Below are 19,306 nucleotides of genomic sequence, written 5' to 3'. Positions count from 1 at the left end.
GGCCGGCGCCCGTGAGCCGGCGACGCAGGGTCACAACGGCATTATTATTCAGCGCCGCGGGGCGCGGAACGGCGATCCGATGAAACCCTTATTGCTTACAGATATTACCCTCTGCACCGAATGGCAAGACGACCGACTGACGGTGCGCGGCAAGTGGAACGAGGACGAAGGCGCCTTCGTCGTCGACCAGCGCGGCGTCGCCCGGCTCAGCGGCAAGAACCCGGAACTCGGCGCCTTGCTGGCCGCGCACGGCGCCCGCCAGGCGCTGCATCACTGGGAACTCGAGCGGATCGTCGCCCGCCGGCCGAGACCCGAAACCATGCCCGCCCTGCAAATGGCCGGCTTTTTCGCCGCCGCCGACGGGCTCGAACTGCCCTTCGCCCTGCAACTGCCCAAGCGCGGCCTGCGCATCGTGTTCATCGGCGGTTTCGAGCACACCCGCCGCCTCCTGGCGGAGTTGCTCGAACGCGAGGCGCCGCCGGTGCTGGTCATCGGCCGGAAAGCCGCCGGGATGAAATCGCGCGAGGCCGACCCTCTGAAAAAGCTCTGCCTGGCCAACGACATCCCTTTCCTGCACACCGCCGACATCAACGACGCCAAGGTCGTCGAAGCGATCCGGGCGGCCGCTCCCGACTACCTGTGCGTCCTGGGTTGGAACCAGGAATTCGGCCCGGAATTGCTGGCCGTGCCGAAAAGCGGCGCGCTCGGCCTGTACCCGACCCGCCTGCCGGAAGGGCGCGGCCATTCGCCGTTGCGCTGGACGCTGATCAAAGGATTGACCGAAAGCGCCATCAGCCTGCAATGGCTGACCGAACAGGCCAATGCCGGCGACCTGGCCGACCAGCGGTCCTTCTTCGTCTCGCGGGAAGACGACGCCGCTTCGCTCTACAACCGCATCCTCAAATTGGAAATCGAGCAGATGGAGGAAGCCCTGCCCCGGATGATCAACCGGTCGCTGCCGCGCCGGCCGCAGGATGAATCGCGCGCCACCTGCTGGCCGCTGCGCCAGGACGCCGACGACCGCCTCGATTGGCGGCAGCCGGCCGAGGTCATTTACAATTCGATCCGCGGCTTGACCGCGCCCTATTCCGGCGCCTACACCTTCTGGCGCGACCGCCGCCTCACCATCTGGAAAGCCGACCTGCGCGACGACCTGCCGCCGCGGCCCGGCGAACCGGGGGAGATCGTCGAAACGTTGCCCGCGCTGGGCGATTTCGAGGAAAGCTCCGTCCTGGTGCGCGGCGGCGACGGCGTGCTGCTCGGCCTGCACCAGGTGCAATGGGAAGGCGAGGAAGAAACCAGCGCCTATCACCTGTGGGTCATGGGCGTCCTGCGCAACGGAGTTCGCTTTTCGTGACGACCGCCGAACGGTTCGACCCGGCCTTGCTGGAAAAAAATCTGGCGGCTTTGGAGACGCGGGATCGCCGCCTGACCCAAATCCTGCGCGAGACGGCCGCCGACGCGGCGGTCAGCGTCACCCTCGCCCGCAACGGCGAACCGACGCTCTCGATCGACGGCCGCTCGATCCTCTCGCGTTACGAGCCGGCGCGCGACGTCGCGGCTTTGCTGGAACAGGAGCCGGCCGGCGGCTCGCCCCGCCGCGTGGTGCTGGTGCTGGGTTTTGAACTGGGCTATCTGGCGCTCGGCCTGTGGCGAAAAATCAACGGCAAGGTGTTCGTGATCGAACCGCGACCGGCGGTGCTGCGCGCCGCCCTGGGCGCCGTCGACTGCGCCGCGGCGCTGGCCGACCACCGGCTGACCGTGGTCGACGCGGTGGACAAGCTGTTTTTTCAATTCGAATACGGCGTGAAGCTGCAGCCCAACCTGGGCCTGTACCTGCTGCCGCCCATCCGGCAACTCTACGCCGATCAATTGGAACCCTTGCGGCGCCGCATCGAAACGATGAAGCAGGACCAAAAAATCATTACCGCCACAAACCTGAAACGGCAGATCGAGTGGTTCGACAACCTGATCGACAACTTCCCGGCCTATTCGCGGCACGCGCCGCTCGCCCGGCTCGACGGCGCCCTGGCGGGCCGGCCGGCGGTCGTCGTCTCGGCCGGGCCGAGCCTCGATAAAAATTCCGCCTGCCTGGCGCGCTGGCAAAACCGCGGCGTCATCCTGAGCGTCGGCACGGCGCTGCGCAAATGCACGGCGGCCGGCGCGATCCCCGACCTCACCCTGGCCGTCGAGTCCAACGACATCACCCCGCAGTTCGCGGACGCGCCGGAGACCGCCCGGGCCTATCTGGCTTTGCTCGTCAAATGCCACCGCCGCCTGTGGGATCTTCCGGCCAAGGGGATTTTTTATTTCGGCAACGACATGCCCGACGCGAACTGGCTGCTCGGCCTCATCGGCCAGCCTGACGCGGTGCTCGATTTCAGCGGCTCGGTGTCGATCGCCGCGTTTTCGCTCGCCGTGCGCCTGGGCTGCAACCCGATCGTCATCGTCGGCCAGGATCTGGCGTTCGGCGAAGCGGGCCAGAGCCACGCCGCCGGCGTCTCGCGGATCGGCGACTTCAGCCTGGATTCCGGCGCCATGCAAAACCTCGCCGCCGGCCAGGGGCCCGACGCCGACGAATACCTGCAGGTCGAAGGCTACTACGGCGGCCGGGTGCTCACCAAAATCAACCTGTACAACTACCTGCTGTGGTACGAGAAACACCTGCCGGCGATCGTCGCCCGCGGGGTCCGGGTCATCAACGCCACCGAGGGCGGCGCCCGCATCCGCGACGCCGAACCGCTGCCCTTCGCCGTCGCCACGGAAAAATTCCTGGGCGCGGAATTCCCGGTCCAGGAGCGGCTGGACGTCTGCTATCGGCCCGCCCCGATCGATCGCGCGGCGTTGCGGGAGCGGCTCGACGGCACCGCCGCCGACCTGCGCGAATTGCAGCATTGCGCGAAAAACGGCCTGGCCCGCACCGCGGAAATCTTCCGCCTGCTCAACCGCCCGAACCGGCCGGCGGCGCAAATCGACCAGTTGCTCGCCCGGCTGGAAAAGGACGAGGCGCGCCTGAAAACGCTGGCGGCCCGCCACGACGATCTGCTGACCGCGGTCGGCGGCAAGGAACTGCTCGTCGTGAATACCGCCTTCGATTACCAGGGCCTTTCGGTGGTGGAATCCCTGCGCCGGAACATGCAACACACGGCCTCGATGTACGAGGGCCTGCGGCGCATTACTGAAATGTTGTTGGAAAAAACGGGGCGGTTCCGCGATTACGTCGCCACGGACATCGAGTAGTTAAAGATCCAACTCGACCATCGTCACGCCGTCGCTGCCCTCGCCGCGTTCGCCGGGGCGCCAGGAACGGGCGTACGGACAACGACGCAGATACTCCCGGATGGTTCGCTTGAGCACGCCGGTGCCGTGGCCGTGGATGATGGCGACCTGCGGCAGCCGCAGCCGCATCGCCTGATCCAGGAAACATTCGGTTTCGAGCAGGGCGTCGTCGGCGGTCTGGCCGCGCAGGTCCAGGCGGATCAACGATTCGTCCGGCTCCGCGCCGACGACCGACACGCCGCCCGGTTCGCGTTCCGGCGGCTCGGGCACGAGGTCGCGCTTCATGTAACATTGCTCGGCAGGCAGCGTCAGGCGTTTGTCGCGCACCTGCAGGCGGACGCGCCCGTGGGCATCGGGCGGCTCCAACACGGTCGCCGATTCGCCCAGGCTGTGCACCACCACCTCGGACCCGGCGGGCACCGCGCTCCAATCCGCGATCGGCAACAGGAAGGCGGGCACCGGCTCGGACCGGGCGGGGAAAATCCGCTCCTGCTCCCGTTCGATTTCCTTGAGCCGCTCGCGGGTTCTTTCCGCCTCGGCGAACGACGGCCCGGCCTGCAAATCCTTGATGACCTGCCGCACCGCCTCGCGCGCCTCGTCCAGTTGCGCCTTGAGCGATTCGCGCTCGATCGCCAGCAGCTTGTCTTTCTTGGTCCGCAATTCCGCCAGCAAATCCTGCTGGCGCTTCTTCTCGGCCTCGGCCTTGTTCCAGGCCTCTTCCGCCTGTTCGCTCAGGGTCCGCCATTTTTGCCGGTCTTCCTCCAACTGGCGGATGACCTGCTCCAGCCGCGTGTCGGTGCCGGCGGCGAGCGACCGGGCGCGCGCGACGACCGCCCGCGGCAGGCCCAGGCGCTCGGCGATGGCGAAGGCGCTGCTGCGGCCGGGCATGCCGGTGAGCAGGTGGTAGGTCGGCGTCATCGCGACTTCGTCGAAGGCCATGGCGGCGTTGGTCCAGCCCTCGCGGACTTGCGCCTCGGCCATCAGTTCGGCGAAGTGCGTGGTGACGATCGTCCGCGCGCCGTGCTGGTGCAACTCGTCCAGAATCGCCCGCGCCAGCGCCACGCCCTGCGTCGGATCGGTGCCCTCGCCGATCTCGTCGATCAGCACCAGGCTGTGCGGCACCAGCTCGTCGAGGATGTTTTTCAGGTTGAGCAGGTGGCTGGAAAAGCTCGACAGGTTGCGCTCTATCGATTGCTCGTCGCCGATGACCGCGAACAACCGCTTGAAAACCGGCAGGCGGCCGTCGGGACCGCAGGGCAGATGGAGCCCGGCGCGCAGCATCAGCGCCGCCAGGCCGATGGTCTTGAGCAGCACCGTTTTGCCGCCGGTGTTGGGCCCGGACAGCACCAGCGTGCCGGCGACGCCCAGGCGCAGGTCGTTGGGAATCACGGTGGCCAGTTGTTCGATGAGCAGCGGGTGGCGCAGGCGCGGCAGGTGGATTTCGCCGCTCCGCGACACCTCGACCGGTTGGGCGCCGATTTTCAGGGAATAGCGGGCCTTGGCGAAAACCAGATCGAGGCCGGTCAGCGTTTCGACCGCCGTTTCGATCTCGTCGATGACCGCGCCGACCTTGTAGGTCAGCTCTAGCAAAATGCGGTAAATCTCGCGTTCGATTTCCAGTTCGGCGGTTCGCAGGCGGTTGTTGAGTTCGGTGATCGGCCGCGGTTCGATGAACAGCGACTGACCGGTCTGACTGATGTCGTGGACGATGCCGTCCACCGCGTGGCGGCGCTCGACGCGCACCGGCACGACGAAGCGCCCGTTGCGCAGCGAAAACAGCTTTTCCTGCAGCAACTCCTCGTATTCGGGGGCGGCGATGATTTTTTCCAGCACCGCGTGAATCTGGGTGTGCACCGCGCGGTAACGGTCGCGCAGTTGCGCCAGCTCGGGGCTGGCGTTGTCGGCGACGCGGCCGTCGCGTTCGATCCGCGCGAATATTTCCTTCTCGAGCGCGACCTGTTCGAGCAGCACGTTGGCCCGCTGCGACAGGCGCGGCAGGCGGATGGCCTCGGTTTCGAACAGCTTTTTGGTGCGCCGGCTCAGGCGCAGCAGCTCGGCCAGCACCAGCAGGTCGCTGCCCGTCAACGCGCTGCCGACGCGCGCCCGCTTGGCCATCGCGCCCAGGTCGACCACCGCGCCGAAATTGACCGCGATGCCCCGTTCGAGCAGCCCGCGCGCCTCGCCGACGTCGGCCAGCGCCTCGTCGATGCGGTCGGGATCGTCGAGGAACGGCAGTTCCCGGCACCGGCGGCGGCCCGGCTCGCTGTCGGCGAACTCGGCCAGCCGATCGGTGACGCGATCCCACTCGAGCAGGCGCGCCGCTTTTTGGATATCGTAACTCGGCATTTTCCGATCCGTGCGGCGCGGGCCTCAGGCCAGCGCCGGTTGCAAGCCGCTCACGCGGATCGTCGCGGCGGTCCGCAACAGCCCGCCGCCGATCCCCTCGAAACAGCCGTGAATTTGATAGGCATTCGGTTCGAACGTCAAGACACAAATCGCCACGCGCGCCAGGGGAGGAACGCGGCGCAATTCCGGGACCAGCCAGGTACCGCAGACCACCGCCCCGGGTCCGGCCGGACGCAGGCTCTGGCAGGGCAGCGCGATCAATCGGTTCTCCGCGTCGACGAAGGCGATGCCCTTGACGTTTTGCAGCGTCTGCAGGCGGAGCGCCACCTCGCGCGGCAGGGTGTCGGCATACCCGTCGCCGCGGGGAATGCCGAAAAGCCGAAGCAGCGAATACTCGGCGACCAGACCCCAGGTCGAAGGCTCGCCGCGGGCCAGCAACCCCGTCGGCCGCAGCCGGCCCCACCGCCGTACCGCCTCACCGGCGGCGCCGTCCGCGAATCCCTCCAGCCGCCCCGCCAGCGACCACCAGCGCAGCTTTTCATCGACGACCAGCAAGGCCAGCGAGCCGCCGAGCGCCAAATTGCGCTCCACCGCCGCCGGAAAAATCGCCGCGAACCGAATGAGGCCGCCTTCCGCGCTTTGCGCCGAAAGCGCCGGCACCAGGTAAGGCCGGCCGTCGCGATCGCGCGTCGCCAGGAAGCGCGCCGCGTCATTGCCCCGCAAGGCGGCCGCCAACCGCTCGTCCAGGGTGAAACCGCATTCCGTCAATGATGCATCCATTCGCCGGCCCGCCCGGAAAAATCACTGCCGGGCGACGAGACCGTCGTTCTCGCCGATGACCCGGTAGCCGCCCTCCGGCATCGTGGCGGAACAATCGCCCGACAGCCCTTTCATGATGAAGCCGAAGAAAAAGCCGGTCAGGTCGCCTTCGCCGTTCAGACAGGCGGAATAGACCGTCGGCCGCTGGTAGGTGCAATCGTCCTCTTCCTGATAGCCTTCGATGTTGGTGAACACCGAAAAACAGTCGCCTTCGCCGGCGATCCAGGCGGGATTGCCGGCGGAGGAATCCACGCCCTCGCTTTCGTAAGACAACACGAGTGACCCGTCGGATTGCTGGTCGGCGAAGGTGAACCGATAAACCGCCAGATCGCCGGACGCGCCGAGGGAGTCGAAGACGATCCGCAAGGTGTCGGCGAGATAGACGCCGTCGATCGCCGGCGGATTTTCGCCGGTGTAGATCGGCAGGCCGGCGTTGGCGAGCGTCACCAATTCCTGCACCGTGAACCAATCGGCGACGCCGTCGGGAACGCCGTCGATTTTGCCGTCGCCGTCGGCGTCGAGACTGGCTTGCGTCGTGCCGCCAGCCGCGGTCGTCTGTTCCGGATCGCCGCATTGCGGGCTCGCCAGCGCGAGGAGCAACAATAAAACCGAATAAAACAGCCTTGGGTAGCGGTGATTTTTCATGATTTCAGTCTAGCCAAGAAGCGCGCCTCGGGCCAGCCGCTCCGCCACAGCCGGTTCGCGCGATTCAATCCGTGTTTGACACTGCCCGAGCGCTTGGGTAACTTTCATGCCTTACTTGTGGTCGCGGCGGGACGGAAGGAGTCCATGAAAACGAAAATTGCCTTGCTTCTGATCGCAATCGTGCTGGCCGGTTGCGTTTATGCCGCCTATTGGAATGCGCCGAAGGGCGATTTCATCTGGGACGACATCAATCTGATCGTGCTCGATTACCAGATCAAAAGCTGGAATTTCTTAAAAGACATCTTTGCGCGCGATTTCTTCGGTTTTTCCGACGACAACCGCAAATACGGCTATTACCGGCCGTTGGTCACGATCACCTACGCCCTCGATTGGCGTTTCTGGCAAACCGACCCCGCCGGGTATCATTGGACCAACCTGCTGATCCATTACCTGAGCACGGTGATCCTCTTTCTGATCTTTTATCGCCTGGCCAATCGCCGCCTGCTGGCGCCGACCATCGCCGCCTTGTTGTTCGCGGTGCACCCGATCCATACCGAATCGGTCACCTGGATCGCCGGCCGGACCGATCCGCTCTGCGCCCTCTTCTATTTCGCCAGCTTCCTAGCGTTTCAGGTTTACACCGAACGGCTCGCCGCCGGGCAGAACCTCGATCCGTTGCCCGGCGCGGCGCCGCACGCCGCCCGGCGGTCTCCCTACCTTCCCGGGGCGGTTTCGCTGGTGCTTTTCGCCTTCAGCTTGCTGGCGAAAGAAATGGCCGTTTCGCTGCCGGTGGTGAGCGCGGCCTACCTGTTCGTTTACGTGACCGGTATTAAAAAAATGAAGCGGCTCGTCCGCTTTCTGCCGATCCTCGCCATTCAGATCGGCATGGTGGTCGGCTATTTCCTGTTCCGCTATTTCCAGGTCGGGTTCAGCAAGCAGGCCAAAGATCCGTTCGACACGATCACGGCGATTCTCAGCTTCATCAAAACGATCGGCTACTACTCGCTGAAAATGCTGGTGCCGGTTCACCTGTCGGCCTACCTGCAGAATCCGCTGGTCGAATCGGTACTCGACCCGGCTTTTCTGGCCGGCTTCGTTTTCCTGGCGCTGTTGATCGCCACGATCATCGTGACCTTCACCCGCGACAAGCTGATCAGCTTCTCGCTGCTGTTCTACCTGGCGTCCCTGCTGCCGATCTCGAACTTCATCCGCATCAGCGGTCCCAAAGACATGGGATTCATGACCGCCGAGCGGTTCCTCTATATCCCGAGCGCCCCGTTCATCCTGGTCGGCGCGATCGTGTTGGGGCGGTTGATCGGGCGGTTGGGCGGACTGCTGGCGGATTGCGAATGGCCCGTTTCCAAGGCGCGCCGCCTAGCGGCCGGAGTGGTGACCGTCGCCATGTTCGGCTCCTTCACCGCGCTGACGATCGACCGCAACGTCGATTGGTACTCGAACGAGCGGCTCTTCACCCAGATGATCGCCGACGCCCCCAACGCTACCTTGCTTTACGTGGTGCTGGGCAACATCTATCGCATGAACAAGAAATACGCCGAGGCGGAAAAGATCCTCAACAAAGCCTTGGAATACATCGCCCCGCGCGACCGCGAGGAACCGGCCTGGATCTACAACGACCTGGCCGGCATCTACGCCGAGCAGCGCCGATTCGACGAAGCCCTGCAATTGATGAAGCTCGCCAGCCGGACCCGCCTGCACAACAGCGCCGTGCTGTACAATTACGGCGAAATCTATCGCGCCATGGGCGATTGCAAATCCGCCCTCGAATACTATCAACGCAGCCTGGTCATCTACCGCGACAACCGGGCGGCGTTCGTGAAAATGGGTTTGTGCTATCAGCAGGAACAAGCCTGGGAACTGGCCAACAAAGCCTATTTCGCGGCGCTCAACCTGACCCCGCATTCCGCCAGCCTGCTCAATCACCTCGGCTACAACTACCTGCGGCTCGGCAATCTGGCGAAAGCCGAAATCTATCTGACGCAGGCGTTGCGGGAAAAACCGCGCTACATCAAGGCCCGGCTCAACCTGTCGCAAATCCGTTATCGGCAGGGCAAGACCGACGAAGCCATCGCCATCCTGAACGAAATTCTGGCGGAAAAGGAAAAGAACGCCGACGCCCATGCTTATCTCGGGTTGATCCTGGCCCAGACCGGCAAGCTGCCCGAAGCGGGCCCACACATCCGCCGCGCCCTGGCCATCGACCCAAAACATATCCAGGCGCGCCTGACTCTGGCCACGGTCAATATTGATACTCAGCCTCAAAATGCCCGCCGTATTTTGCAGGGTTTACTGCAAGATGTGCCGGAAGATGTCGAGGCGACGTTCGCCATGGGGCTCACCTATTTGTCTGAAAAGAACAACGTCGCCGCGGCCGAATGGTTTGAAAAAACCTTGAAAATCAACCCTCGCCATCAAGGTGCCCTCCATGAGATGAAGAATCTCGGTTTGTTGAGCGAGGAAGACAAGGGCCAACCGGCGGCGGGTGACGAATAATTACTGTAGGGTCATAATATCAACTGAGACGGTTAACTATTGAAAACACATTTCAAGCACTTACCGGCTCATTTTTTTAGTTGATTTTAATGGGGAAACCGTGTTAGATAACAAATCAAGCGGTATCACGTCGATATTATTGTATCGGCGAGAGCGGTAACGTTTGCAGGCTATGAAAAGTTTAACAAGAAGGAGGTGATGACTACTACAGTCATCGGAGTTCAAGCACTTACCTTGGTCAGAAATGAAATGAGTCAGAATAAAACCGAGGAAAGTGGAGGAAAGGAGGGATAACGTGTTCAAGAAGTTCCTGTTGATCGCTTTGATGATGGCTGCTGTCTTTGCTATGTCGGGGATGGTCATGGCCCAAGATGATGACGCTACGGAAGTCTTCGGCCTGACCGGTACGGCGAACGGCGAATCTTCGGTCGCGCTGGTTGCGGGCACCGACTATGAATTCGCGTTCGACGTTTTCAACACCTCTGGTGGCGATGTTGCCATTAAAAAGGTGGACATCACTCTGCCGAACACCAACTACGTGATGGGTACCTACGCGGCTCCCGATGCCATTCATAGTGATATGGAATGGACCGTCGAGTTCGACGAGACCACCGGCACGATCAGTTGGGAATCGTCTGGTACGGGCGCCATGTCGTCGGCTGAAATCGGCGATATCGCGGAAGGCGACATGCTGACCTTCTCGTTCATGGCGACGACTGACGATGCGGCTACCGACGGCTTCGCCTGGTTGCTGACCGGCGACGACGCTGGCGCCACGTTTGTGTCTGGTGTCTGGTACTTCGGTGGTACTGACGACGACGTCACCCCGCCGGACGACGACACGGTTGGCGATGATGATGATGATGACAACGATTCCGGCGGCTGCGGCTGCTAGTTTCGTGTAGCAAAGACGCTGAGAACCCCGTGGGCAACCACGGGGTTTTCTTTTTAATGCCCGCGTAAATAGCCCGTTCTGAAAACGCGAAGATCAAATCTTCAACGCCGGCAAACCGGTTTTTACCCCGTTATCGCGGCTGAGCGCATTCGTGCGGAGAGATCACCTTCTGTTTTACTCGAGAGCGATCCAAGAACTGTCAGGTCACTTCACGGCGAACAATGCTCCTGCAATTGCCGAGCCGCCTCGTATTCCCGCGCTTGCGGAACGGCGGAAAGAACCGCCTGCCAATGCGGGGCCGCCAGGTCGCACCGCCCGGCCGTCACCGCCAGGTAGGCCAACACGTAATGCGCCCGGGTATCGCGGCGGTCGCCGGCGAGCGCCTGCTCGGCCAGGCGCGCCGCCTCGGGCAATCGTCCGGTTTTAACATAGGCTTGCGCCAGCGCGCTCAGCGCCGCGACGGATTGCGGCTCGGCGGCGACGGCTTGTTCCAGCAAATTCACGCCGGCCGCGTCGTCGCCGCGGGCAAACGCCGGATCGGCCAATTGCAACAGCGGCTCGGTGCGGCGCGGGTTCAACTCATGGGCGCGCCTGGCGTAGCGCTCGCCGGCCGCCGTTTCCCCCGCCGCCAGCAGATGATAAGCCGCGTTGAGGTTCGCCAGAAAGCTGTTCGGCTCGCGCGTCACCGCCTGGGTCCATAAGGTCAACGGCCGCTCCCAGACCCGGCAGCGAGCAACCGTATTCGCGCCGTAAACCGCCAGCAGGCAGGCGACAACCAGCCACGCGCCTTTTCTTTGGCCGCCCATCCAGGCCAGCGCCAGACCGGCAGCCGCGGCGAAACCGCCCAGCGCCGAATAGAGGTATCGCTCGTCCATCAAAGTATCGGCGGGCAAAAGATTGCTGTACGGAAACAGCGCGATTAAAAACCAACCGATCCCCAGCGCCAGCCCCGGCGACCGCTTGCGGCCGACAATCGCCAGGACCGGCAAACCGGCGATGCCGAGCAGACCCGCCAGCGAAGCCAAATTCAGGTGCGTATAAACTGTCGGCCCGTAAGCCGGCGAGAGACCGATCGGCCAGAACGTCAACCCGATGTACCGCCAGAAAATCACCGCCATCGACAAAACGGAGTTGCCAAGACTACCTGCGGCATAATCAGGCGTCCGGCCGATGCTGCCCAGCACCATCGTGCGCGCCGCCAGATAAAAAACCACGGCCGCGCCAAGCACCGCGAGCAAGACGATCCGCCGGCGGCGGTCGCCCCGGAACAAGAACAGGCTGCCGCCGACCAGCGGCCAGGTCATCACCGCTTCCTCGCCGCCGAAACAGCCGATCGCCAGCAGCAGGCCGGTCGCCCACAGGTGAATGCGGCGGCCGCCGCGGTCGTACGCCAACGCCAGCGCCCAGGCCGCGTAGCCGAAGGCCGGGCCCAGCAGATCGAATCCGGCGGTGATGAAGGCGACGCGGTCCGAATGAACGGGATGCCAGGCGAACAACAAACCGGCCAGCAGCGCGGCCGCGAGCCGCCCGGTCAGCAACCAGACAATCAACACGACGCACGCCGAAACGACCGCGTGCAACAGCATGCCGGTCAAATGGAACGGAACCGGGTTTTCCACGCCGGACAGACGAATCAGCCCGGCCAGAACCAACGATCGGAGGGGCCGGTACAGCGATGCCTGATCGCGCCCGAACTCGCCCAGCGCGGCCGACCAGTCGCGCAGATTCGGATCGGTCTGGATGAACAAGCGATCGTCAAAAGTGAACGGATTAGCCAGTTTGGGGAGATAAATCAGGAACGCGGCGGCGAAAACCGCCAGCGCCGCGAGGTAAATCGCTTTTCGTGGAACGTCGGTTTCCGTCCCGCTCGCGTACAACAATCCCGCTCCTTGCCGAGGTTGCCGTCAGTTCGACGATCACCGGCAGTCTACCGCTCGGGGCGGCTGATCTTCAATCGGTCGGAGAAGTGTCGTCGTCGGCCGGCGTGGTGTCGTCATCGGCCGGCGTCGTGTCGTCGTCGGCCGGCGTGGTGTCGTCGTCAACCGGTGTGGTGTCGTCGTCGACCGGCGAGGAATCGTCGTCGGCCGTGTCGTCATCGGTCGGCAACCCGTGATCGGGGGCGCATTCGGCGAACGCTTCGCAATCCCGCCCCTCTTTCAGGAAGACCTCGTGGTAGCAGTGCAGGAAGTATTGCCAGACCTTGCCGTAGCCGTGTTTGCAGGAATCGTAGGCCTCATCGAGGGTCATCTCGTTGACGCCGTCCATTTTCACCGAGAAGCCGCATTCGTCCATCCAGGCTTGCAGGGGCAGCAGGCAATAGACCGGCCCTTCCTTGCCTCCCGTGTCGCCGGCGCAGGCCAGCACGATGCCGCCGGCCATCGCCGCCACCGTCAACAGCAACCAGATCGTCGTTTCGCGTTTCACGGCTCATCCTCGAGTGTGCCGTGCAAACTACAACCTTATCGGAGTCGCTGTCAACTTAACGACCCCGCCGGTCCCCGCGCGGGGTTGCAAACCGGGGATTGGCGGGTACAATGACGCCCGGAATGACGCCTCGAAAAAACGGCGATTGTGGTGTGTTTGAAGAGTGAAGGTCGTCAAGGTTATCCGTATTCCTTCCGTGGCCCGGCCACGGCGGGTGCCCGTGTTCGTAACGATAAGCACCGGATCGCCACCAAGCGAGCTGGCTACAAAATCAACCTTTCCCGACTCCGATGAATTACGCCGATGCCGTTCCGGCCCACGGAGGGCGCGCAGCGGCTGACCGCCAACCGGGGTCACGGGAAAGCGAGAAATCGAGGACAAAGGACAATGCCGATGACTACACCCCCGGTGGAAAACAAGACCGAAAAGCCGAAAAAGAAAAGAAAACCGCCACGGATCGAGATTAAAAACGCTTTTTGCAAAGGCTGCAGCATTTGTGTGGCTTTCTGCCCGACCCAGGTGCTGGCCATGAAGGAAGGCAAAGCCGTCGTGGTCCACCTGGAAAAATGCACGACCTGCTACTTTTGCGAATTGCGTTGCCCCGATTTCGCCATCGCCGTCTTCCCGGCGGAGGAGGATTAGCCATGCCGGGTCCCAAATTCAAAAGCGGTCTGCGCCTGATGAGCGGCAACGAGGCCATCGCCGAGGCGGCGCTGTACGCCGGTTGCAGCTTCTTCGCCGGTTACCCGATCACTCCCTCGACGGAAGTCGCGGAGGTGCTGTCCGAACGCTTGCCGCAGGTCGGCGGCTTTTTCCTGCAACTGGAAGATGAAATCGCCTCGATGGCGGCGGTGCTCGGCGCCAGCCTGACCGGCGCCAAGGCGATGACGGCCACGTCCGGCCCGGGTTTCAGCCTGAAACAGGAAAACATCGGTTACGGCTGCATCGCCGAGATCCCCTGCGTCGTCGTCAACGTCCAGCGCGCCGGACCCAGCACCGGCATGCCGACCAGGCCGATGCAGGGCGATATCATGCAGGCGCGGTGGGGCACCCACGGCGACCACCCGATCGTCGTGTTGTACCCCTACAGCGTCGAGGAATCTTTCTGGGAAACCATTCGCGCCTTCAACCTGGCCGAACGTTACCGCACCCCGGTGATTCTGCTTTCCGACGAAATCGTCGGCCACATGCGCGAACGCATGTTCCTGCCCAATCCCGGCACGGTCAGCGTCTACAACCGCCGCAAACCGCGCCGCGCCCCGAAGGATTACTACCCCTACCAGGGCGGCGGCTCCGACGTGCCGACCATGGCGCCCTACGGCGAAGGCTACCGTTTTCACGTCACCGGCCTGTTCCACGATCGAACGGGTTTCCCGACCAACGACCCGGCGGTGATCGAAAGCGAGACGCGGCGGCTGCTGCGCAAGATCGACCGCAATTACAACGACATCGTCAAATGGGAAGGCCGCTTCCTGGAGGACGCCGAGGAGGTGATCATCGCCTGCGGCGCGGTGGCGCGTAGCGCGATGGAAGCGGTCAAGCGGTTGCGCAAGCGCGACCGGAAGGTCGGCTTGTTCCGCCCGAAGACGATCTGGCCGTTTCCGGCCCAGGCGGTCGAAAAGCTGGCCAGGCGGCCCGGCATGAAACGGATTCTGGTGCCGGAAATGAACGCGGGCCAGTTGGTGCTCGAGGTGGAGCGCATCGCCGGCAAACACTGCGCCGTCGAAGGGTTGCAGCGGCTCGATACCGAAATCATCAATCCGCGCCAGATCATGCGCGCGCTGCGGGAGACGGGAAATGGCGTTTGATTACGAACAGTACCTGCGGGTCGAAAACCTGCCGCATATCTGGTGCCCGGGCTGCGGCCACGGCATTATTTTCAAAGCCTTGTTGCGGTCGATCGATACCCTGAAACTGCCCAAGGACGACGTCGCTCTGGTGTCGGGCATCGGTTGCGCGAGCCGGCTGCCCGGTTATGCCGACTTCAACACCCTGCACACGACACACGGCCGCGCCCTGCCCTTCGCCATCGGCATGAAGGTCGTCAAACCGCAGCTCAACGTCATCATCACCGCCGGCGACGGCGACGCGGTGGCGATCGGCGGCAACCACTTCATCCATACCTGCCGCCGCAACATCGACATGACGCTGATCATCTTCAACAACTCGATCTACGGCATGACCGGCGGCCAGGTGAGCCCGACGACGCCCTTCGGCGCCAACGCGAGCACCGCGCCCTACGGCAACCTGAGCCACAACTTCGACTTCGTGAAGCTGGCCGAGGCGGCCGGCGCCACGTTCGTCGCGCGGGCGACGACCTACCACGTCAAGCTGCTGGAAAAGGCCATCACCGAAGGCATCCGCCACAAGGGCTTTTCGGTCATCGAGGTGCTCGAGGACTGCCCGACGGCGTACGGCCGGCGCAACAAATTCCGCGGTCCCGTCGAAATGATGAAATTCTGGAAAGACCACTGCGTGATGATCGACGCCGTCGACAACCTCAGCCTGGACGACGTGAAGGACAAGATTCCACTCGGCATTTTCCTGAACACCCAGCGCCACGAGTTCGTCGAGGAACTGCACCGCACGGCGCGGCTGGCGATGGAGGACTAACCGATGAGCAAGCGACTGGAAATCCGGCTGGCGGGCAGCGGCGGCCAGGGCCTCGTACTGGCGGGCATCATCCTGGCCGAAGCCGCCATTCTGTTCGACAACAAGAACGCCGTGAACACGCAAAGCTACGGGCCGGAAGCGCGCGGCGGCGCCTCGAAGAGCGAAGTCATCATCAGCGACGAGGAAATCGACTTTCCCAAGTGCGAGCAACTCGACATTTTGCTGTGCCTGAACCAGAAGAGTCTGGGCCAGTACAGCGACGATCTGAAAAAAAACGGCGTGATGATCATCGATACGGATTTGTGCCCGGAGCCGCCGGCCGGCGAATACCAGATCAACCGCATCGCGTTCACCAAGCTGGCGCGCGAGGAAGCGGGCAAGGTGTTCGTCGCCAACATCGTTTCGCTCGGCGCGATCGCCGGCCTGACCGATTGCGTCAGCCGCAACGCGCTCGAACGGGCGGTGCTGGCCCGCGTTCCCAAGGGCACCGAGGATCTCAACCTGAAAGCCCTGGCGATCGGATTCCGAGAAGCGGCGGCATTGCGCGTCCATCAACCATCGACCGCGGGGTAATTAACCAATGCGGTGAAAATGGGCAGCGGATCGCTCGACACGTTAAAGACCGTAATGGAATACGCGGCCTGGGCGGTCGTTTTTTGGTTGCCGATCTACGCGGCCGGCCGGGTGCCGGCCGCGTTCGTTTATCGCGCGCCCGGCCTGCCGGCCCGCCGCCTGCTGGCGCTTTCGCTGGGCCTGCTGTTCTGGATCGCGCTCGTTTTCGCCCTCGCCGGAACGCGTCTGTTGTACCCCGCGCCGCTGACGGCCACGGCGGTCGTTGCGCTGGCCGGCTGGGCCCTCGTCGTCGCCCGCGACATCCGGCACGGTGAGCGGCCCTGGCAACCGCTGCTCCGATGGCCGTCCCTCGCGGAATGGCTGCCCTGGCTGCCGGTGACGGCCGTCCTTGCCGTGCTGTTTTTGCACGCCATCCTGCCCTTCGTTTCGCACGATGCCCAGGTTTACCACCTGCAGGTTCCCAAGACGACGCTGCAAGCCCACGGTTTTCGCCACCTGTTGTTCAACGTCTATTCGCACTGGCCGATGAACGTCGAACAGCTCTTCACCCTGGCCATGGCCTGGAAGGACTACCGGCTGGCGACCACGGTTCATTTCGCGCTGGGGGTGTTCACCTTGCTGGCGCTGCACGGTTTCTGCCGGCGACAGGAGCGCCCGGCGGCGGGCCCGCTGGCCGTCATATTTTTCCTGATGAACGGCGTGGTGCGGTTGGAATTTCCGATCGCCTACATCGACATCGGCAGCGCCTTCTTCTTTTTCCTGGCTTTCTGGTTCATCGTCGAGCGTTTGCAACACCCGGAAAACGGGCCGCGCCCGCTGTGGATCGCAGGAATGTTCATCGGCTTGATGGCGGGGTCGAAATTCAACGGCTTCATCGGAGGCGTCTGCCTGGGACTGCTTTATCTGATCGCCTCGCGGCGCGAAGGTCGGCCCGCCCAACGGGTAAAAGAAGTGGCGCTTTACCTGGCCGGGCCGGGATTTCTGCTGCTGTTGCCCTGGCTGATCAAAAGCGCGATCGAGACCGGCAACCCGGTGTATCCGTTTTTCTATTCCGCCCTGGGCGGCCGCGAATGGAACCAACAACTGAGCGACCTGTTTTACCAATGGCACCACAACGCGATCGGGATGGGCCGGACCGGGTGGGATTACCTCCTGCTGCCGTATCGGCTGCTTGTCGCCGGCGCGCCGAGCCTTTCCAAATTCGGCGGCACCCTGAACCTCCTCTGGTTCGCGCTGCTGCCGCTTTGCTGGTTCGGCCGGCGCTTGCCGGTCGTGCGCTGGAGCCTGCTGACGGCGTTGTTTTATTTCGTTTCCTGGAGCCTGGCCTCGCAGCAGACCCGGTTTCTGATTCCCCTGCTTCCCTTGCTGGCGCTGGCGGCGGCGTTGTCTTTGCACGAGGCGATCGCCCGACTGCCGTGGGCTTCCCTGAAACAGCCGCTGGCCGTCATTCTGGCGATCGCCGCCGGCCTCTGGCTGCTCTACGGCGTCGCCGACTCGCCCATCGTCGCCGATCTGGCCGCCGGGAAATACGGCGAAGCCCTGCGCCGCGATCCGCGCGAGAAGGCGATTCGCTGCCTGAACGAAAAATTACCGCCCAAGGCGCGGGTTCTGATCTTGCAGCACAACCGCTGCTTCTTCATCGACCGCAAGTGCGCCGCCGACAGTTTTTACGCGGCGTCGCAGATCAACGAGTTCGTCACCCAGCCCGGCTCGTTCAAGGACATGAGAAAGCGCTTGCGGGAAATGCGAGTCACGCACCTGCTGAAGGGTAACCGCGCCTGGAAGCTCAAGTACCCGCGCGATTTCGAGAAAATGCTGGCCGATCCGGCGCAAGCCCGGCTGGTGTGCGCGGACCGGAAATACCGGCTGTACGAATTGAAATGACGGCCGTGAGCCGCTGCTTCGCCTAGCGCTTGCTTTCGAAGTAGGCTTCCACCGAACGTGCCACCAGGGCGCCGTCGCCGACCGCCGTGGCGATCTGCCGCATTTCCTTGTTGCGCAAATCGCCGGACACGAACAGCCCGGGCACCTGTGTGCGGCCGTATTCGTCGGCCACCACGAATCCTTCCTCGTTCAGCGGCACCAGACCTTTGAGCCAATGGTTGTTGGGGATCAGGCCGATGAAAACGAAGAAGCCGTCCACGGGCAAATCGCTCGTCTCGCCGGTTTTCTTGTTCTGCAACTGCAAGCCCTTGACGTTGTGCTCGCCGAGCACCCGCGTCACCACCGAATCCCAGACGAACCGGATGTTCGGCGTCGCGAAAGCCCGTTCGGCCAGCACCTGGTCGGCACGCAGCTTGTCGCGGCGGTGGATGATGTGCACCATCTTGGCGAAGCGCGCGACGAACAGCGACTCCTGGATGGCGCTGTTGCCGCCGCCGACCACGCCCACTTCCCGGCCCTTGTAGAACGGCCCGTCGCAGGTGCCGCAGATCGAGACGCCCCGGCCGAACAATTCCCGTTCGCCCGGAATGCCGAGCATCCGGTGATCGGTGCCGGTCGCGGCGATGAGGGCGTCGGCCTCGATGTCGCCCAAGTCCGTGTGCAGAATCTTCCGCCCGTCCGTCAATTCGAGCGCCTGCACCTCGCCGAATTCGAACCGCGCCCCGAAGCGTTCGGCCTGTTGGTGCATTTTCATCGACAGATCCGGACCGCTGATGCCGTTCTCGAAACCGGGAAAGTTTTCGATGAGGTCGGTCGAAGCCATCATGCCGCCGGGTTGCAGCTTTTCGATGACCAGCGGATCCAGGCCGGAACGGGCCGCGTAAATGGCGGCGGTCAAACCGGAAGGACCGGCACCAACGATGACGATTTTTTCCTGTCGCATCCTTCTCCCCTCAGTTCGTTCGCGTCCAACCCGGGTGCTCGCCGCGGTTCTTCACCGCCTTGAGCACCAGCAGGCAGGTACTGGCGTTGATGGCGACTTCCATGCTCGGATCGTTTTTCAGCAAGCGATCGAGGCCCCAGACCGCGTCGGACAGGTCGGTGTACAGCGAGTAGAACGCGGCCGTACGTTTGCCGCCGTCCAACGGCGTCAATTTCCACGACCCGTCGCTGGCCTTGATCTTGCTGCCCTTGCTCGACAGCAGTTCCCAGGTCAATTCCGTCGGCGCGCGAAACCGCGTCCGCAACACGTATTCCAGCGACAGGCTGACCAGCACGGAAACGAGAATCAGCACGGCGCGACCCATGCGCGACAGC

The 19,306-nt window shown here is 63.4% G+C and carries 16 protein-coding genes; 9 read left to right on the top strand and 7 right to left on the bottom strand.

Annotated elements, in window-relative coordinates; genetic code table 11:
- Positions 1–79 precede the first annotated feature (79 nt).
- Both GX444_18430 and GX444_18425 read left to right on the top strand, forming a co-directional pair.
- The gene (locus GX444_18430) at positions 80–1,357 is read left to right on the top strand and encodes a methionyl-tRNA formyltransferase (protein ID NLH50556.1); all 1,278 of its coding nucleotides are present in this window, start codon (positions 80–82) and stop codon (positions 1,355–1,357) included.
- Complete coding sequence (locus GX444_18425) at positions 1,354–3,240, top strand: motility associated factor glycosyltransferase family protein (GenBank protein ID NLH50555.1); 1,887 nt, start codon at positions 1,354–1,356, stop codon at positions 3,238–3,240. Before GX444_18430 ends, GX444_18425 begins: the two co-directional genes overlap by 4 nt.
- Here GX444_18425 and GX444_18420 read toward each other — a convergent pair whose 3' ends face one another.
- From GX444_18420 to GX444_18410, 3 genes are read right to left on the bottom strand one after another with little or no spacing between them, the layout of a single operon-like run.
- Positions 3,241–5,625, bottom strand: coding sequence for an endonuclease MutS2 (locus GX444_18420; protein ID NLH50554.1), 2,385 nt, complete (start codon positions 5,623–5,625; stop codon positions 3,241–3,243).
- A gap of 24 nt (positions 5,626–5,649) precedes the next feature.
- Positions 5,650–6,405, bottom strand: a complete 756-nt coding sequence (locus tag GX444_18415; protein NLH50553.1) for a hypothetical protein — start codon at positions 6,403–6,405, stop codon at positions 5,650–5,652.
- 21 nt (positions 6,406–6,426) lie between these two features.
- Positions 6,427–7,089: a hypothetical protein gene (locus GX444_18410; GenBank protein ID NLH50552.1), complete on the bottom strand. Its 663-nt coding sequence runs from the start codon at positions 7,087–7,089 to the stop codon at positions 6,427–6,429.
- 144 nt (positions 7,090–7,233) lie between these two features.
- Between GX444_18410 and GX444_18405 the strand changes: the two genes are divergently transcribed.
- Both GX444_18405 and GX444_18400 read left to right on the top strand, forming a co-directional pair.
- Positions 7,234–9,600, top strand: coding sequence for a tetratricopeptide repeat protein (locus GX444_18405; protein ID NLH50551.1), 2,367 nt, complete (start codon positions 7,234–7,236; stop codon positions 9,598–9,600).
- Positions 9,601–9,961: 361 nt separating this feature from the next.
- Positions 9,962–10,495, top strand: a complete 534-nt coding sequence (locus GX444_18400) for a hypothetical protein (protein NLH50550.1) — start codon at positions 9,962–9,964, stop codon at positions 10,493–10,495.
- Between the two features lie 209 nt (positions 10,496–10,704).
- Here the strand turns inward: GX444_18400 and GX444_18395 are convergent, their stop codons facing one another.
- Together GX444_18395 and GX444_18390 are read right to left on the bottom strand one after the other, a co-directional pair.
- Positions 10,705–12,372 carry a tetratricopeptide repeat protein gene (locus GX444_18395; GenBank protein ID NLH50549.1) on the bottom strand — a complete coding sequence of 556 codons (1,668 nt, stop codon included), beginning with the start codon at positions 12,370–12,372 and terminating at the stop codon, positions 10,705–10,707.
- Between the two features lie 73 nt (positions 12,373–12,445).
- Complete coding sequence (locus tag GX444_18390; protein NLH50548.1) at positions 12,446–12,919, bottom strand: hypothetical protein; 474 nt, start codon at positions 12,917–12,919, stop codon at positions 12,446–12,448.
- Positions 12,920–13,312: 393 nt separating this feature from the next.
- Between GX444_18390 and GX444_18385 the strand changes: the two genes are divergently transcribed.
- The 5 genes from GX444_18385 to GX444_18365 are packed head-to-tail and all read left to right on the top strand — an operon-like array spanning position 13,313 to position 17,989.
- Positions 13,313–13,561 carry a 4Fe-4S dicluster domain-containing protein gene (locus GX444_18385; protein ID NLH50547.1) on the top strand — a complete coding sequence of 83 codons (249 nt, stop codon included), beginning with the start codon at positions 13,313–13,315 and terminating at the stop codon, positions 13,559–13,561.
- Positions 13,562–13,563: 2 nt separating this feature from the next.
- Positions 13,564–14,727 carry a 2-oxoacid:acceptor oxidoreductase subunit alpha gene (locus tag GX444_18380; protein ID NLH50546.1) on the top strand — a complete coding sequence of 388 codons (1,164 nt, stop codon included), beginning with the start codon at positions 13,564–13,566 and terminating at the stop codon, positions 14,725–14,727.
- Complete coding sequence (locus tag GX444_18375; GenBank protein ID NLH50545.1) at positions 14,717–15,532, top strand: 2-oxoacid:ferredoxin oxidoreductase subunit beta; 816 nt, start codon at positions 14,717–14,719, stop codon at positions 15,530–15,532. Before GX444_18380 ends, GX444_18375 begins: the two co-directional genes overlap by 11 nt.
- Before the next feature lie 3 nt (positions 15,533–15,535).
- On the top strand, positions 15,536–16,105 hold the full coding sequence (locus GX444_18370) for a 2-oxoacid:ferredoxin oxidoreductase subunit gamma (protein ID NLH50544.1): 570 nt from the start codon (positions 15,536–15,538) through the stop codon (positions 16,103–16,105).
- Positions 16,106–16,123: 18 nt separating this feature from the next.
- The gene (locus GX444_18365; protein ID NLH50543.1) at positions 16,124–17,989 is read left to right on the top strand and encodes a hypothetical protein; all 1,866 of its coding nucleotides are present in this window, start codon (positions 16,124–16,126) and stop codon (positions 17,987–17,989) included.
- A 22-nt stretch (positions 17,990–18,011) separates the two neighbouring features.
- Here the strand turns inward: GX444_18365 and trxB are convergent, their stop codons facing one another.
- Complete coding sequence (gene trxB / locus GX444_18360) at positions 18,012–18,932, bottom strand: thioredoxin-disulfide reductase (GenBank protein NLH50542.1); 921 nt, start codon at positions 18,930–18,932, stop codon at positions 18,012–18,014.
- Between the two features lie 10 nt (positions 18,933–18,942).
- On the bottom strand, positions 18,943–19,306 hold a 364-nt coding region (locus GX444_18355), incomplete at its 5' end, for a hypothetical protein (GenBank protein NLH50541.1).

It is taken from the genome of Myxococcales bacterium (assembly GCA_012517325.1).
In the GTDB taxonomy this organism is placed as follows: Bacteria; Lernaellota; Lernaellaia; order Lernaellales; family Lernaellaceae; genus JAAYVF01.
This window is presented reverse-complemented; position numbering and strand designations above follow the sequence as displayed.

Excerpts from the sequence above, each read along its gene's own strand:
- GX444_18430 (NLH50556.1), top strand. The coding sequence starts at position 80 with ATGAAACCCTTATTGCTTACAGATATTACCCTCTGCACCGAATGGCAA.
- GX444_18420 (NLH50554.1), bottom strand. The coding sequence starts at position 5,625 with ATGCCGAGTTACGATATCCAAAAAGCGGCGCGCCTGCTCGAGTGGGAT.
- GX444_18415 (NLH50553.1), bottom strand. The coding sequence starts at position 6,405 with ATGGATGCATCATTGACGGAATGCGGTTTCACCCTGGACGAGCGGTTG.
- GX444_18410 (NLH50552.1), bottom strand. The coding sequence starts at position 7,089 with ATGAAAAATCACCGCTACCCAAGGCTGTTTTATTCGGTTTTATTGTTG.
- GX444_18405 (NLH50551.1), top strand. The coding sequence starts at position 7,234 with ATGAAAACGAAAATTGCCTTGCTTCTGATCGCAATCGTGCTGGCCGGT.
- GX444_18400 (NLH50550.1), top strand. The coding sequence starts at position 9,962 with ATGGCCCAAGATGATGACGCTACGGAAGTCTTCGGCCTGACCGGTACG.
- GX444_18385 (NLH50547.1), top strand. The coding sequence starts at position 13,313 with ATGACTACACCCCCGGTGGAAAACAAGACCGAAAAGCCGAAAAAGAAA.
- GX444_18380 (NLH50546.1), top strand. The coding sequence starts at position 13,564 with ATGCCGGGTCCCAAATTCAAAAGCGGTCTGCGCCTGATGAGCGGCAAC.
- GX444_18375 (NLH50545.1), top strand. The coding sequence starts at position 14,717 with ATGGCGTTTGATTACGAACAGTACCTGCGGGTCGAAAACCTGCCGCAT.
- GX444_18370 (NLH50544.1), top strand. The coding sequence starts at position 15,536 with ATGAGCAAGCGACTGGAAATCCGGCTGGCGGGCAGCGGCGGCCAGGGC.
- GX444_18365 (NLH50543.1), top strand. The coding sequence starts at position 16,124 with ATGGGCAGCGGATCGCTCGACACGTTAAAGACCGTAATGGAATACGCG.
- trxB (NLH50542.1), bottom strand. The coding sequence starts at position 18,932 with ATGCGACAGGAAAAAATCGTCATCGTTGGTGCCGGTCCTTCCGGTTTG.